Origin of the sequence: Nonomuraea thailandensis (assembly GCF_024172165.1) — a bacterium.
Classification (GTDB): Bacteria; Actinomycetota; Actinomycetes; order Streptosporangiales; family Streptosporangiaceae; genus Nonomuraea; species Nonomuraea thailandensis.
Genome location: NZ_JAMZEB010000002.1, coordinates 8955040 through 8969465, shown reverse-complemented (window position 1 = coordinate 8969465; position 14426 = coordinate 8955040). Strand labels below are relative to the sequence as shown.

The window sequence follows — 14426 nt, the reverse complement described above, 5'->3', positions numbered from 1 at the left end:
CACAGCACACATTGACGCTCCGTATGGTCATTTCGCAGAAAGCGCTCCCCAGGCGTCGGAGACGATGTCGCGCAGCGCCGCCCGCTCGGGCTTCCAGCCCAGCTCGCGCTGGATCCTGGCGGACGAGGCGACCAGCACGGCCGGATCGCCGGGCCGCCGGTCGCCGACGACGGCGGGGATCTCGTGCCCGGTGACCTCGCGGCAGACCGAGATGACCTCCTGCACGGAGAAGCCGGTGCCGCTGCCCAGGTTGTAGACGCGGTGCTCGCCGGGCGTGGCCGCGTCCAGCGCCAGCAGGTGGGCCCTGGCCAGGTCGGCGACGTGGATGTAGTCGCGCACGCAGGTGCCGTCGGCGGTGGGGTAGTCGGTGCCGAACACGCTGACCGACTCACGCTCGCCGGTCGCCACCTTCAGCACGTTCGGGATGAGGTGGGTCTCGATCGCGTGCCGCTCGCGGAAGCGCCCGTAGGCGCCGGCCACGTTGAAGTAGCGCAGGCTCACCGCGCCCAGCCCGCGCTGCCGCGCGTACGCGCTCAGGGCGGTGTCCACGGCCAGCTTCGAGGCGCCGTACGGGTTGGTCGGCCGGGTCGGGTCGTCCTCCTCGATCGGCGAGCGCTCCGGCTCCCCGTACGTGGCCGCCGTCGAGGAGAACACGATCCGCCCCACGCCCTTGTCGCGCATCGCGTCCAGCAGGCCCAGCGTGCCACCCAGGTTGTTGGCCCAGTAGAGCCCCGGCTTCTGCACCGACTCGCCCACCAGTGACTTGGCCGCGAAGTGCAGCACCGCCTCGACGCCGTCGAGCGCCTGCCCGGCCTCGGTGATGTCCGCACGGACGAAACGCGCGCCCTCCGGCACCGCGTCCTCATGCCCGGTCGACAGGTCGTCGAGTACGGTCACCTCGTGCCCCGCCTCGATGAGCTGCGCCGCGACCACGCTTCCGACGTACCCGGCGCCTCCGGTGACCAGTAGCCTCATGTGTACTCCTGTTTGCATATGTTTGATTTTGTCAGGCTTGCCGTTCAGCATACGCGGGAAAGCCGACGAGTACGCTGCCAACCACCATGTTTGACACCGTCGCGGCCAACATCGCCCTGGTCCTGTTGTTCATCCTGATCGGGGGCTTCTTCGCCGCCGCAGAAATCGCCATGGTCTCCCTGCGCGACAGCCAGGTCCGCAAACTCTCGCAACGGGGACGTCGTGGTGAGCGCGTGGCCAAGCTGGCCCGCGACCCCAACAGATTCCTGTCCGCCGTCCAGATCGGCGTGACCGTGGCCACCATGCTGTCGGCCGCGTTCGGCGCCGACCGCCTCGCGGCGCAGCTCGTGCCCGTGCTGGAGGGCTGGGGGGTGCCCGTGGCCGTGGCGCCCGTGCTGGCCCTGGTGCTGGTCACGCTGGCCATCTCGTACGTCTCGCTGGTGCTCGGGGAGCTGGCGCCCAAGCGGCTGGCGCTGCAGCGGGCCGAGGGGCTGTCGCTGTACGTGGCGCCGTTCCTGGACCGCATCGCCTCCTTGTCGCGCCCGATCATCTGGATGTTGTCCAAGTCCACCGACGGCGTGGTGCGGCTGCTCGGCGGCAACCCGCAGGCCGACAGGGAGGAGGTCACCACCGAGGAGCTGCGCGACATGGTGGTGGGCCACACCGACCTGACCGCCGACGAGCGCAAGCTCATCGGCGAGGTGTTCGCCGCGGGCAAGCGGCAGCTCAGGGAGGTGATGCTGCCGCGCACCGAGGTCGAGTTCATGGAGGCCGACACGCCGCTGACCCAGGCCGCCCGGCTGGCCGCCACGCTCCCGCACTCGCGCTTCCCCGTCTACCGCGACACCTACGACGAGGTGATCGGGTTCGTGCACGTCCGCGACCTGCTGGACCCCGAGCTGACCGGCCGCACCGAGCCGATCAGCGCCGTCGTGCCGATCAGGGCCGCCAAGTTCGTGCCCGCCTCCAAGCGCCTGCTCACCACGCTGAACGAGATGCGCGACGAGGGCCAGCACCTGGCCATCGTGGTGGACGAGTACGGCGGCACGGCCGGCATCGTCACCATGGAGGACCTGGTCGAGGAGCTGATCGGCGACATCAGGGACGAGTACGACGTCGAGGAGGACGTCGTGATCCTGCCCGCCGGCGAGATCGAGATCGACGGCCTGACGAACCTCAACGACTTCGCCACCGAGACCGGCATCCGGCTGCCCGACGGCCCGTACGAGACGCTGGCGGGCTTCGTCATGGCGATGCTGGGGCACGTGCCGGCCGTGGGGGAGCGGGTGGAGTTCTCCGGCTTCGAGCTGGCCGTCACCGAGCTGGACGGCCGCCGTATCGCCAGGGTGAGGGTGAAACGCCGACCGGCCGCCGAGTCGCCGCCGGAGCAGGATTCCTGACACAATTGCGGGCTATGGCCAGACCTCGTGTACTCTCCGGCATCCAGCCCACCGCGGACTCCTTCCATCTGGGCAACTACCTGGGTGCGGTCCGCCAGTGGGTCACCATGCAGGAGACCCACGACGCGTTCTACTGCGTGGTCGATCTTCACGCGATCACCGTGCCGACCGAGCCCGACGCGCTGCGCCGCCGCAGCCGCGTGGCCGCGGCGCAGCTCTTCGCCGCCGGGCTCGACCCGGAGCGTTCCACCGTCTTCGTGCAGTCGCACGTGCGCGAGCACACCGAGCTGGCGTGGGTGCTGATCTGCCTCACCGGCATGGGCGAGGCGGGGCGGATGACGCAGTTCAAGGACAAGTCGGCCAAGTTCGGGGAGAGCGCGGCCAGCGTGGGCCTGTTCACCTACCCGATCCTCCAGGCCGCCGACATCCTGCTCTACCAGGCCAACCTGGTGCCGGTCGGGGCCGACCAGAAGCAGCACCTGGAGCTCACCCGCGACCTGGGCCAGCGCTTCAACCACCGCTTCGGCGACACCTTCACGCTGCCGGACCCGTACATCCTCAAGGAGGTCGAGAAGATCACCGACCTCCAGGACCCGACGGCGAAGATGTCGAAGTCCTCATCCAGCCCCGCGGGCATCCTCGACGTGCTGGAGCAGCCGGGGCCGCTGCGCAAGAAGGTCATGCGGGCGGTGACCGACACGGGCTCCGAGGTCCTGTTCGACGAGGCCGGCAAGCCGGGCATCTCCAACCTGCTGCGCATCCAGTCGGCGCTGACCGGCACGCCCATCCCCGAGCTGGTCGCCCGCTACGAGGGGCAGGGTTACGGCACCTTCAAGAAGGACGTGGCCGAGGCCGTCGAGCAGACGTTCGCGCCGATCAGGGAGCGCACGGAGAAGCTGCTGGCCGACGAGAAGGAGCTCGACCGCATGCTGGCGATCGGCGCCGAGCGCGCGTCGGCGGTGGCGAAGGAGACGATGGCGCAGGTGCGCGACAGGGTGGGCTTCCTGCCCAAGCTGTAGGGATCCGTTCGGAGGGCCGGGCTGTGCAGCCCGGCCCTTTTTCGTGCCCTCGTACGTACGCCGTTCGCGGAGTTGCGCACGCTTGGCAGTCGTGCGTACAGTGTTCGCATCTGCGAAACGATGTGCGCGAGAAGGTGAAGGTCATGTCTCATCCGCGACGGTGGTTGATCCTGGTCGTGCTCTGCCTGAGCACGGCGGTGCTGGTGATCGACAACATGGTGCTCAACGTGGCGATCCCGCCACTGGCCGGCGAGCTGGGCGCGAGCGCCCAGGACATCCAGTGGATCACGGAGTCGTACATGCTGGTGTTCGCCGGCCTGCTGCTCACCGCGGGCAGCCTGTCGGACCGGTACGGGCGCCGCAGGGTCCTGATCATCGGGCTGGCGCTGTTCGGGCTCGCCTCGCTGGCGGCCACCGTCGCGGGCGACCCGGGGCAGCTCATCGCGGCCCGCGCGGTGATGGGCGTCGGCGGCGCGCTGATCATGCCGAGCACCCTGTCGATCCTGATCACCGTGTTCGACGAGGAGGAGCGGCGCAAGGCCATGGCCGCCTGGAGCGCGGTCGCGATGACCGGCATGACCGCGCTGGTCTGCACGATCATCGAGCTGCCGGAGCACGGCCCGTTCCAGGCGAGCGCGCTGCCGGCGGTGGCGGCGCTGGCCGCCTTCGTGATCTGGGAGCTGCGCACGCCGCACCCGATGGTCCCGCTGGGCCTGTTCAGGAACCCCGACTTCAGCGGCGGCAGCCTCTCGCTCACCCTGGTCCAGATCGGCAACGGCGGCCTGCTCATCGTCCTGACGCAGTACCTGCAGTTCGTGCTCGGCTACACGCCCACGCAGGCCGGGCTAGCCTTCATCCCCATGGCCGTGGCCTCGCTGGCCTGCAACGCCCTCGGCGCGACGCTCGGCGCCCGGGTGGGCAACCGGGCGCTGGCCTCCGGCGGGATGGTCGTCGTCGCCGGGGCGTTCGCGCTGCTGGCCACCGTCTCGGCCGGTGACGGGTTCTGGGTGACCGGCGCCGCGCTGTTCCTGCTCGGGGCAGGCGGGGGCCTGGCCGCGCCGGCCGCGATCACCGCGCTCATGGGCGCCGTGCCGCAGGAGCAGGCCGGGGTCGGCTCCGCGCTCAACGACACGATTCAGCAGATGGGCGCCGCGCTCGGCGTGGCCGTCCTGGGCAGCGTGGTCGCCGCCGGCTTCACCGGCGCCATGTCCACCGGCTTCCTCATCAGCGCCGCCGGGGTGCTGATCGCCGCCGCGCTCGCGTACGCGGTCATGCGGTCCCGTACCGAGCAGCCCGTCCCCGTCCTCACCACGCGCTAAAGGGAGATCATCATGACGAACGTGAACCACGACGAGCAGGGCGGCCGGGATGCGGCCGGCTCCCGGGGGCGCAGGCTGGACCTGGCCCGCTGGCAGGCCCGCCTGGACGAGCTGCGTGACAGGCACCACGTGCCAGGCGCCCAGCTCGCCATCCTGACCGGCGGCACCGTGCACGAGCTGGCCGCGGGCGTCCTGCACCGCGGCACGGGCCAGGAGGTGACGACCGGCTCGGTCTTCCTGAGCGGCTCGATCGCCAAGGTCTACACCGCCGCCCTGGTGCTGAGCCTGGTGGACGAGGGCCTGCTGGAGCTGGACACGAAGGTCGCGGACGTGCTGCCCGAGTTCGGCACCCCCGACCCCGAGGCCACCGCGACGATCACCGTCAGGCAGCTCCTGTCCCACACCGGCGGCGTGACCAACGACTTCAACCACGACACCGGTCGCGGCGACGACTGCCTGGCCAGGTACGTCGAGGCCGCCAGGACCGTGGCCCTGGACTGCCGACCCGGCACCGCGGTCTCGTACGGCGGCCTCGGCTACGTCGTCCTGGGCCGGCTCGTCGAGGTGCTGACCGGCCTGACCTGGGACCAGGCGCTGAAGGAGCGCGTCTTCACCCCGCTCGGCCTGGACCACTCGATGACGCTGCCGGAGGAGGCGCTGCGCTTCGGGGTGGCGATGAGCCACCTGGGCGAGCCCGGCGCCTACCCCGACCCCGCGCCGGTCTGGGACATGATGCCGCGCTCCGCCGGGCCGGCCGGCCGCATCATCAGCTCGGCGGGCGACATGGCGCGCTTCGCCCGGATGCACCTCGACGGCGGCCTCGCCCCCGACGGCACCCGCGTCCTGTCCGCCGGGTCCGTCGCGGCCATGCAGCACAGGGAGACGGACGTCCCGGACAAGTGGACCGTCAGCGCCGACGGCTGGGGCCTCGGCTGGACCCTGTACGACTGGGACGGCGTCACCGGCTACGGCCACGACGGCGCCGCCATCGGCCAGTACGGCTACCTGCGCGTTGTCCCCTCGGCCGGCGTGGCCCTGGTCCTGCTCACCAACGGCGGCGCCGCCCGCCGCCTGTACGCCGACCTGTTCGCGGAGCTGCTCGGCGAGCTGGCCGGGATCCGCATGCCCGAGCCGTTCGCCCCGGCCGCCGAGCCGCCCGCGATCGACTGGGCGCCGCTGACCGGCGTCTACCGGCGCGAGGGCGTGGTGATCACCGTGGCCGAGGGCCGCATGCGCTACGAGTTCGTGGACGGCATGAAGGACCTCTCGCCGCCCCTGGACATGGAGCTGGCTCCCGTCACGGAGACGGTGTTCGCCGCCTCGGGCGCCGGCCCGTCCTTCAGCGAGGACCACATGCCCGTCGTCTTCTCCACCCTCGCCGACGGCACCCGGTGCGTCTACGTCGGCATGCGGGCCACGCCCGAAGGCACGCCCGAAGTCACGGCCTAGGCGGGCCCCGGGTACCGCCCGCGGTTCCTCCCCGCGCCCGACGACCGCGGCCGCCGCCCCCAGCAGGCTGGAAGGAGATCGCGGAACCGGGGAGGGATGACGTTGGTGTGGCTGGCCTGGCGGACGTTGCGCCGGCATCCGGGGAGCGCGCTCGGCGCGCTGGTGACCCTGGTCGCCGCCGCCGCCATGGTGGGGGCGTTCTGGTTCGTCATCGACTCGGCGCAGCGGGCGCGGCCCCACGTCGAGCGGTTCGCGGGAGTCCCCCTGGTCGTCGGGACCGGCGGCGTCGCGGGGGCGATCCCGCCCGAGCTGGTCGCGGCCGTGCGGGAGCTGCCGGAGGTGGGCGCGGCGGTCCCCGAGATCACGTTCCCCGTCGGGCCGGGAGCCGGGGGGCACGGCTGGTCCAGCGCCCGGCTGACACCGTTCCGGCTGGTCGCGGGCCGGCCGCCCAGGGCCGCGGGCGAGGTGGTCGTGGACGCCGCCAGGGCGGGGACCGGCGTGGGGGACCGCCTCACGGTCGAGTCGGCCGGCGTCGTACGGGCTCACCGGGTCGTGGGCGTGGCCGCGGCGGCCGGGCCGTGGCGGCACCAGACGGCGCTGTTCTTCACCGACGAGCACGCCGCCGCGCTGGCGGGGCGCGGCACGGGGGTGGACGCGCTCGGGGTGTACCCGCGGCCGGGCGTCGGGACGGCGGCGCTGGAGGCGGCGGTCGGGCGGGCCGTGGCGCCGTACGAAGGGGGCGGGGTGCGGGTCGCCACCGGTGCGGCGCGCGGCCTGGAGGAGGGCAACGGTATGGCCTCCGGCTCGCTGAACGCCCCCTGGTTCCTGCTGGGCACCACGGTGCTGGTCGCGACCGGCATGGTGGCGGCGGCCATGGGCCTGTCGGTGCGGCGGCGGGGCAGGGAGCTGGCGGTCCTGCGGGCCGTCGGCGCCTACCCCCGGCAGCTCAGGCGGATGCTGCTCGCCGAGGGGCTGATCCTCGCGGCCGTCGCCACGGCGGCGGGCATCCCGCTCGGCATGCCGGTCGCGGCGGTGCTCGCGGACCGGCTGCGCGGCTTCGGCACGCTCGGCACGGCGTTCGAGCTGACCTACCGGCCGCAGCCGATGGTGTGGACGCTGGCCTTCACCGTGGCCGCGGCGCTGGCGGCGAGCCTCATGGCCGTGGCCCGGGCCCTGCGGATCCGGCCGGGCGACGCGCTCGGCGAGGCGCCCCAGGAGGGCCGGCGCATCGGCAGGGGCCGGCTGCTGACCGGGCTGGCGCTGGCCGCCGTGGCCACCGTGCTCTCCGCCCTCCAGCTCTGGCAGCTCACGGACTTCGGCGGCGAGACGGGGACGCTGCTCGCGCAGTTCCTCATGTTCGCCCTGGTCGTGGCCGCCGCCGGGCTGGTGGCGCCCTGGGTCGTCCTGGTCGCGGGCCGGCTCGTACGCGGCGCCGCGGGCCGCTGGTCGCGGGTGGGCGGCTTCCTCGCCACGGCGAACGTGATCTTCAACCATCGCAGGTTCGCCGGGGCGGTCGGGGCGATCACGCTCGGCGTGACGCTGGTCGGCGTGGTCACCGGCACCCAGTTCTTCTACGACTGGCGCGCGGCGGCCCGGGCGGCGGAGGAGGTCTCCGCCGGCCACGTGCTGCTGTCGGAGACCGGGCTGTCGCAAGAGCTCCTCCGGGGCGGCGCCGTCGGGTTGCGCGCCATGCCGGTCACGATGGACGGCCGCACCACGGACGCCACCGTGGTCACGGGGGACCTCACCCGCGTGCTCGACCTGCCCGTACGCGGCCGGCCGCTGAACGACCTGCGCGGGGGCGAGGTCGCGCTCCGGGAGTCGCTGGCGGCCCGGAACGGCGCCGTGCCCGGCACCCGGGTGCGGATCCGCTTCCCCGGCTCCCGCGAGCCCGCCGCGTACACGGTGGCGGCCGTCTACCCGGACACGCCCGAGCTCGCGTCCCTGCTGCTCCCCGGCCTCGACGGCACCGCCGCGCACCTGGCTAGCGGGCCGTACCTGCGGATCTACACCTACGGCGAGGTCACGCACCCGGCGGCGCTGACCCGGCAGGAGTACGTCTGGCACAAGGCGCAGGAGAACGCCGGGCGCAACCGCGTGCTGCCCTACGTCTCCGTGCTGATCGCGCTGTTCAGCCTGGTGGCGGCCGTCAACAGCCTCTGCCTGGGGCTGCTCGACCGCGGGCGCGAGTTCGTCGGCATGCGGCGGCTCGGCATGGGTCGCGGCCAGGTCACGCGGACGGTCTGCTGGGAGAGCGTGCTCACCGTCGTCCCCGTGCTCGTCCTGGCCCTGGCCGCCACCGTCTGGACCGTGCTGGTGTGCGCGGCGAGCGAGCCCGGCGGCCTGGCCGCCCTGACGTCCTTCATCCCCTTCGGCTGGCTGGCGCCGCTGGGCGCCGGCGCGATGCTGGCCGCGCTGGCAGGCTCGGGCCTCGCCGTACGCGCGGCCATGCGCGACGAGAGGCAGGCACTCACATGAACGCGGTACGTCTCGATCACGTCACCAAGGTCTACGGCACGGGCGGGTCCGCCGTGACCGCGCTGGAGGACGTCAGCCACGGCTTCGCCCGCGGCTCGTTCACCGCGGTGACGGGGCAGTCGGGGTCGGGCAAGACGACGCTGCTGCAGTGCGCAGCCGGGCTGGTCCGGCCCACCTCCGGCGCGGTCAGCGTGGGCGGCGACGACCTCGGGGTGCTCGGGGAGCACGAGCTGACGACCCTGCGCAGGGAGCGGATCGGATTCGTCTTCCAGACCTACAACCTGCTGCCCGCGCTCACCGCCAGGGAGAACATCGAGCTGCCGCCCCGGCTCGCGGGCCGCGCGGCCGAGCCCGGCTGGGTGGCGGAGCTGATCGGCAGGACCGGCATCGCCGCCCACGTGGACCGGCGCCCGCACGAGCTTTCAGGGGGCCAGCAGCAGCGGGTGGCGATCTGCCGCGCCCTGGTCGCCCGGCCCGACGTGGTCTTCGCCGACGAGCCGACGGGCAACCTCGACAGCAGGTCGGGGCGGGAGATCCTGGCCCTGCTCCGCCTCGTCGTGGACACGCTGGGGCAGACCGTCATCATGGTCACGCACGACGCGCACGCCGCCTCGCACGCCGACCGCGTGCTCGTGCTCGCCGACGGACGGGTGGCGGAGACGACCGAGGGCGCCGGCCCGCGTCCGGGCTCACCAGGCGTGACCAGCCGGGACGCGGGAGACGCCGGCCCGCGTCAGGGCTGGCCGGGTGTGACCAGCCCGGCCTCGTAGGCGGCGATCACCGCCTGGGCCCGGTCACGAACCCCGAGCTTGCCGAACAGCTCGCTCACCCGGTTCTTCACCGTCGAGACCGACAGCCCCAGCTCGCCGGCGATCTGCGTGTTGGACAGCCCGCGCGCGACCAGCTCCAGCACCTGCCGATCCCGCCCGGTGAGCTCGGGCAGCGGCCCGGGCTTGACGGCCCTGGGCCTGGCGGGGCGGACGAACGTCTCGATCAGGCCGACCAGCAGCCGCGGCGCCACCGCCGCCTCACCTCTGTGCACCACCCTGATGCCCTCGATCAGCTCCTCCGGCGAGGAGTCCTTGGGCAGGAACCCCGACGCTCCCGCCCGCAGCGCCGCCACCACGTGCTCCTCCAGGTCGAACGTGCTCAACGCGAGCACCCTGACCTCCGGCAGCTCCGCGGTGATCCGCTCGGTCGCGGCCACGCCGTCCACCCGGGGCAGGTACAGGTCCATCAGCACCACGTCGGGGCGCAGGTCGTGGGCCCGGCGCACCGCCTCGGCGCCGTCGCCCGCCTCGCCCACCGTGGCCAGCCCGGGCGCGGTCTCCAGCAGCAGCCGCAGCCCGGTGCGGACGACGGCGTGGTCGTCCACGATCAGCACCTTGATCACGTCCTGAGGGATCACGTCTTCTTCTCCATCAGTGGGATACGAGCGTGCACGACGAACCCGCCCCGCGGTGACGGCCCCGCGCGCAGCTCGCCCCCGCACAGCGACACCCGCTCGGCCATCCCCGCCAGCCCCAGCCCCACCCCGACGTCGCCGGGCCGGGGCTGCCCGTCGTCGCCGACCTCCACCTCGACCAGCCCCGGCCGGTACGCCAGCCGCACCCGCGACCGGGCGCCCGCCGCGTGCTTGCGGGTGTTGGTGAGGGCCTCCTGGACGATGCGGTACACCGCGTGGTCCACGGTCGTCGGCAGCTCGACGGCCTCGCCGGCGACCTCCAGCGTGGCGTTCCCCGACGCCTCGACCAGCGCGGGCAGCCGCGCGACGCCGACGTCCGCCTGGTCGTCCACCGGCTCCCCGTCGGTGCGCAGCACGTCGAGCAGGTGCCGCATCTCGGCCATCGCCTGGCGGGCGGTGTCCTCGCCGGTGCGCAGGGTCTCCTGGGCGCGCTCGGCGTCGAGGGGGATCGTGCGCCTGGCCACGCCCATGTAGAGGGACATCACGCTGACGTGGTGGGCGATCACGTCGTGCAGCTCGCGGGCGATGCGGCGGCGCTCCTCGCGTACCGCGAGCTCGGCCGCCTGCTGCTGCCGCCTGTGCAGGAGCTCGGCGCGCAGCCGGACGATGTGCCCGCCCGCGATCGGCGCCGCGGGAGTCAGCACGACGGTCAGGAACGCGGCCAGCGACGCGTCGGTCATGAGCCCGGAGGACACCGCGCCGACGGGCAGGGCCAGCGCTCCCACCCCGATCGCCACCCGGCCGGAGGCGTGGCGGCCCACGCTGTACAGGGCGATCATCACGGCGCTGACGGGGGCGTCGTACTGGGGCGGCTGGGCTCCGATCAGGTAGAGCACCCCCGCCGCCACGGCCACCCAGGCGGGGTGCCGGCGCCGCAGCAGCATGAGGCCCGCGCCGGCCACGGTGAGCAGCACGACCCTGACGCCGAGCCCGTAGTGCGCCAGCCCCAGCTCCGCGGCCAGCACCACCGCGGCGGCCCCGGCGTCGCTCGCCCAGGAGGGTAAGCGCCACCGCCCGCGTACGGCCCCGGCGATCACATCCCCAACCTAACCCGCTGTTGCCAGCCCTCCTTAGCGGCGCTAAATTGCCCTTGGCGACGCTAAGGAGCGGGCTTATGATCATCACAGCGAAGGCCGCCGACGGGACGGAGGCGCGAGCCGTCGACGAGGGCGCCGGCCCCGCCATCCTGATCCTGCACCCGGGCCTGGACGACGGGTCCTCCTGGGCGGCGGTGGCCGCGCGGCTGGCCCCGCGCCACCGGGCGGTCCGCCTCCACCGCCGCCGTTACCGGCTGGACCTCGACCAGGGCGCCCCGTGCACGGTCGCCCAGGAGGTCGGGCACGTCCTCGCGGTGGTGGAGGCCGCCGGCGGCGGGCCGGTGCTGCTCGCGGGCCACTCGTCGGGCGCGGTGATCGCGCTGGAGGCCATGGTGGCGGCGCCGTCCGCCTTCGCGGGCGCGGTCCTCTACGAGCCCCCGGTCGTCATCGGCCCGCCCCTGGGAGGACCGGACGGCGAGGTCCACCGCCGCACCCGCGCCGCCATCGCCGCGGGCCGCCCCGGTCGCGCCATGCGGGTCTTCGTGCGCGACACGGTGGGGTTGCCCGGCTGGGCCGCGCTGTTGGTGGGCTGCTTCGTGGCGGTGACGCCGAGGATGCGCGCCCTGGCCCCGCGCCAGATCGAGGACAACGTCGCCATGGACTCGCTCGGGGTCCGCCTGGACGCGTACGCGGGCATCCAGGCTCCGGTGGTCCTGCTGGGCGGCGACCGCAGCCCTGCACACCTGGGGGAGCGCCTGGACGCGCTGGAGGGCGCCCTTCCGCACGCGCGGCGCGTGCTGCTGCCCGGCCAGGGTCACTCGGCCCACGCCAAGGCCCCGGACCGCGTCGCCGCCGTCGTGGCCGCCCTCGCCGCCGAGGTGCTCGCCTAAGCCGGGCCCGGCCTCGGGGAGGCCGGGCGGAAGGGGAGGCGGGTGTCAGCCCTTGTGGAGGAGGCCGGACTGGCGGGCCAGGGTGGAGGCGAGCGTGATGGCGTCGGGGCACCCGACGCGTTCCCGCACCCCGTGTGCCGACAACCGCGCGGTCATGGGCCGCAGCAGGACGGCCGTCCAGCGGGCAGCGCTGGGCGCGTCGACGCGGAAGTGGATCTCCCACGCCGGGTACGTGCTGCGCAGGGCGTCGAGCTGCCGCCCCGCCAGCGGCCACTCGGCCTCGAACGGCGCCGCCGTCATCTTCTCCGTGCCGCCCGGTGCACGCGCAGCAGGGCACGCAGGGCGGCCAGGCTGGGCCTGGTGAGGCGGATCTCGTCGTGGACGGCGGTCCATCCGGAGTGATCTCGTTCGAACGACCACCCGGGGAACTCTCGCGTGGCCTCCTGGAGCAGTCGTTCCATGACGAAATCGGCACTCGGCGCTGTGGTCATGGACGCAGAGTCGCACCGGCGCGCCACTGCGTGACGAACTCTGGCGAAAGATCTCCCCGTTCGTATCGCGCGAACTCAGAGTTCGGCGCGCTCAGATGGGGATGTCGTGCCGTTCGGCGAGGTAGCGCACCTCCGGCGCCCACGACGGCCTGGCCCGCCGCGCCAGCGACCGGACCATCTCGCGCAGCAGCAGCTTGTGGTCGAGCTCCTCGGGGCATTCGCGCTCGATGCGCAGCAGGTGGAGCAGGCTGGCGGCGTCGTCGCCGGTGTCCTCGCAGGCGCGGGCGACGTGGCCGAGGTGGGTGGTGCGGCGCTCGATGGACGGCGTGCGGCGCAGGTCGATGTCGTCGGCCAGGTGCAGCACCGCCTCGGGGCGGCCGGTGTCGTTCTCGATGCTGGCCATGTGGATGGCGACGTTGGTGGGGCCGAAGAAGGCCAGGTCGTAGGCGCCCGAGGAGTCCTGGACGCGCTCGGCGAGCCGCGCCGCCGGGCCGCGTACCCGCTCCCTGGCCTCGTCGTCGGCCCCCATGCGGGCCTCGCCGATGGCGGCGAGCAGGTGCAGCGCGCCCAGCGCCTTGATGTGGCGCTCGTCGCCGTCGCCGACGTGCGGTTCGAGCTGCTCGATGCCGCGCCGCGCCACGTCGTAGGCGATCTGGTGCATGTCGTCCGACAACATCGACTGCCCCAGGTTCCAGTACGCCCACGCGATCATCAGCGGATCGGCGGACTCCTCGGCGAAGCGCATCGCCCGGTCGGCGGCCAGATGCGCGAGGTCCACCCGCCGCAGGTGCTTGAGCACCCCTCTGGCCAGCAGGTACGCGTCCGTCGCCACGCTGTACGAGCGGTGCGTGCGCTCCAGCGCGAGGCTCTCGGCGTCGGTGACGAGCGACGGCAGCGCCGCCATGAGGATCGAGTAGCGCCGCTGCGAGGTGAACCAGGCGTTGCGGGCCGCCGCCACCCGCTCGGAGAGCTGCTCGGCGTCGGGCGGCTCGATGTCGGGCCCCAGCGACCGGCTGGTGAACAGGGCTCGCTCGATGTCGCTGATCTGCGGCCTGCTGGGCTCGTGGGAGTCGCGCGGGGTCTCTCCCAGGAGCACCGCGGTGCGCACGCCCAGGACCTTGGCGATCTCCCGCAGCAGGGGGAGCGAGGGTGTTCTCTTGCCGTGCTCGATCAGCTCGATGTGCCTGGGGGTGCAGCCGGACTGGGTGGCCAGCGCGGTGGTGCTCATGCCTCGGCGCTCGCGCTGGAGCCTGACCATCTGCCCGGTGCTGATTTCGGCCATGGGCGTGACGCCTCCTGGATCGGTCCCAACTGCACTCAGGCTAGGGCTCCCGATGTGTGGCTGCCATGGTTTCCGCGCTGCTCAGCGCCGCGAATGATGGGCCAGCAGGCGGGCGAGCAGAGCGGAGAACTGTTCACGTTCCGGTCCGGTCAGGGGCGCGAGCAGGTCGTCCTGAAGGCTCTCGATCAGCTTGTCGAGCCGCTCCAGGTGGCGGCGGCCGGAGGCGGTCATGCTGATGACGTTGCGGCGGCGGTCGGCGGGGTCGGGGGCGCGCTCGACGTGACCGCGCTCTTCGAGCTCGTTGACGACGGCGACCATGTCGCTGCGGTAGATGCCGGTGCGCCTGCTCAGCTCGGCCTGGCTCACGGGGCCGGCCTCGCGCAGCGCGGCGAGCGCGGCGTAGTGCCACCTGCGGGCGTCCACCGCGCCGAGGCCCTCGTTGAAGAGCCGGTCGGAGTACATCGCGACCAGGGACAACGTCCGGCTGGGCAGGGCGCGGAGCGCCTCAGGGGTGGCCTGCTCGTCCATCTCGTGCGTCACGTGCCGAATCCTATCCGCTTGCGTTAGTGGCACTAACGATGTAACTTCGTTAGTGCCACTAACGGTTTGGAAAGGACCGAT

14 protein-coding genes are annotated in these 14426 nt (G+C 73.1%); 7 read left to right on the top strand and 7 right to left on the bottom strand.

Going from position 1 to position 14426, the window contains the following annotated elements; all coding sequences use genetic code 11:
* Positions 1-27 precede the first annotated feature (27 nt).
* On the bottom strand, positions 28-975 hold the full coding sequence (galE, locus tag HD597_RS44975) for a UDP-glucose 4-epimerase GalE (protein WP_253752378.1): 948 nt from the start codon (positions 973-975) through the stop codon (positions 28-30).
* An 86-nt stretch (positions 976-1061) separates the two neighbouring features.
* On the opposite strand from galE, the gene HD597_RS44970 reads away from it, so the two are divergent.
* The 6 genes from HD597_RS44970 to HD597_RS44945 all read left to right on the top strand — a co-directional run bounded on the left by HD597_RS44970 (position 1062) and on the right by HD597_RS44945 (position 9410).
* On the top strand, positions 1062-2375 hold the full coding sequence (locus HD597_RS44970) for a hemolysin family protein (protein WP_253752375.1): 1314 nt from the start codon (positions 1062-1064) through the stop codon (positions 2373-2375).
* Between the two features lie 14 nt (positions 2376-2389).
* Positions 2390-3394, top strand: coding sequence for a tryptophan--tRNA ligase (gene trpS / locus HD597_RS44965; protein ID WP_253752372.1), 1005 nt, complete (start codon positions 2390-2392; stop codon positions 3392-3394).
* Between the two features lie 143 nt (positions 3395-3537).
* Complete coding sequence (locus tag HD597_RS44960; RefSeq protein ID WP_253752368.1) at positions 3538-4713, top strand: MFS transporter; 1176 nt, start codon at positions 3538-3540, stop codon at positions 4711-4713.
* Positions 4714-4725: 12 nt separating this feature from the next.
* Complete coding sequence (locus HD597_RS44955) at positions 4726-6162, top strand: serine hydrolase domain-containing protein (protein ID WP_253752365.1); 1437 nt, start codon at positions 4726-4728, stop codon at positions 6160-6162.
* A 96-nt stretch (positions 6163-6258) separates the two neighbouring features.
* The gene (locus tag HD597_RS44950; protein WP_253752361.1) at positions 6259-8640 is read left to right on the top strand and encodes an ABC transporter permease; all 2382 of its coding nucleotides are present in this window, start codon (positions 6259-6261) and stop codon (positions 8638-8640) included.
* Positions 8637-9410, top strand: a complete 774-nt coding sequence (locus tag HD597_RS44945) for an ABC transporter ATP-binding protein (RefSeq protein WP_253752357.1) — start codon at positions 8637-8639, stop codon at positions 9408-9410. Before HD597_RS44950 ends, HD597_RS44945 begins: the two co-directional genes overlap by 4 nt.
* Here the strand turns inward: HD597_RS44945 and HD597_RS44940 are convergent.
* Both HD597_RS44940 and HD597_RS44935 read right to left on the bottom strand, forming a co-directional pair.
* Positions 9374-10033, bottom strand: coding sequence for a response regulator transcription factor (locus tag HD597_RS44940; RefSeq protein WP_253759740.1), 660 nt, complete (start codon positions 10031-10033; stop codon positions 9374-9376). The genes HD597_RS44945 and HD597_RS44940 overlap by 37 nt on opposite strands.
* 11 nt (positions 10034-10044) lie before the next feature.
* Positions 10045-11142, bottom strand: a complete 1098-nt coding sequence (locus HD597_RS44935) for a sensor histidine kinase (protein WP_253752353.1) — start codon at positions 11140-11142, stop codon at positions 10045-10047.
* A 77-nt stretch (positions 11143-11219) separates the two neighbouring features.
* On the opposite strand from HD597_RS44935, the gene HD597_RS44930 reads away from it, so the two are divergent.
* Positions 11220-12032 (top strand): alpha/beta fold hydrolase, encoded by an 813-nt coding sequence (locus HD597_RS44930; protein ID WP_253752350.1) that lies wholly within the window; start codon positions 11220-11222, stop codon positions 12030-12032.
* Positions 12033-12077: 45 nt separating this feature from the next.
* On the opposite strand, the gene HD597_RS44925 is transcribed toward HD597_RS44930, so the two are convergent.
* The 4 genes from HD597_RS44925 to HD597_RS44910 all read right to left on the bottom strand — a co-directional run bounded on the left by HD597_RS44925 (position 12078) and on the right by HD597_RS44910 (position 14345).
* Positions 12078-12332 carry a hypothetical protein gene (locus tag HD597_RS44925; protein ID WP_253752347.1) on the bottom strand — a complete coding sequence of 85 codons (255 nt, stop codon included), beginning with the start codon at positions 12330-12332 and terminating at the stop codon, positions 12078-12080.
* On the bottom strand, positions 12329-12523 hold the full coding sequence (locus HD597_RS44920; RefSeq protein ID WP_253752344.1) for a hypothetical protein: 195 nt from the start codon (positions 12521-12523) through the stop codon (positions 12329-12331). Before HD597_RS44920 ends, HD597_RS44925 begins: the two co-directional genes overlap by 4 nt.
* 91 nt (positions 12524-12614) lie before the next feature.
* Positions 12615-13805: a helix-turn-helix domain-containing protein gene (locus HD597_RS44915; RefSeq protein ID WP_253752341.1), complete on the bottom strand. Its 1191-nt coding sequence runs from the start codon at positions 13803-13805 to the stop codon at positions 12615-12617.
* Between the two features lie 81 nt (positions 13806-13886).
* Positions 13887-14345, bottom strand: coding sequence for a MarR family winged helix-turn-helix transcriptional regulator (locus tag HD597_RS44910; RefSeq protein ID WP_253752338.1), 459 nt, complete (start codon positions 14343-14345; stop codon positions 13887-13889).
* Between the last annotated feature and the right edge of the window lie 81 nt (positions 14346-14426).

Excerpts from the sequence above, each read along its gene's own strand:
- galE (WP_253752378.1), bottom strand. The coding sequence starts at position 975 with ATGAGGCTACTGGTCACCGGAGGCGCCGGGTACGTCGGAAGCGTGGTC.
- HD597_RS44970 (WP_253752375.1), top strand. The coding sequence starts at position 1,062 with ATGTTTGACACCGTCGCGGCCAACATCGCCCTGGTCCTGTTGTTCATC.
- trpS (WP_253752372.1), top strand. The coding sequence starts at position 2,390 with ATGGCCAGACCTCGTGTACTCTCCGGCATCCAGCCCACCGCGGACTCC.
- HD597_RS44960 (WP_253752368.1), top strand. The coding sequence starts at position 3,538 with ATGTCTCATCCGCGACGGTGGTTGATCCTGGTCGTGCTCTGCCTGAGC.
- HD597_RS44955 (WP_253752365.1), top strand. The coding sequence starts at position 4,726 with ATGACGAACGTGAACCACGACGAGCAGGGCGGCCGGGATGCGGCCGGC.
- HD597_RS44950 (WP_253752361.1), top strand. The coding sequence starts at position 6,259 with ATGACGTTGGTGTGGCTGGCCTGGCGGACGTTGCGCCGGCATCCGGGG.
- HD597_RS44945 (WP_253752357.1), top strand. The coding sequence starts at position 8,637 with ATGAACGCGGTACGTCTCGATCACGTCACCAAGGTCTACGGCACGGGC.
- HD597_RS44930 (WP_253752350.1), top strand. The coding sequence starts at position 11,220 with ATGATCATCACAGCGAAGGCCGCCGACGGGACGGAGGCGCGAGCCGTC.
- HD597_RS44925 (WP_253752347.1), bottom strand. The coding sequence starts at position 12,332 with ATGACGGCGGCGCCGTTCGAGGCCGAGTGGCCGCTGGCGGGGCGGCAG.
- HD597_RS44920 (WP_253752344.1), bottom strand. The coding sequence starts at position 12,523 with ATGACCACAGCGCCGAGTGCCGATTTCGTCATGGAACGACTGCTCCAG.
- HD597_RS44915 (WP_253752341.1), bottom strand. The coding sequence starts at position 13,805 with ATGGCCGAAATCAGCACCGGGCAGATGGTCAGGCTCCAGCGCGAGCGC.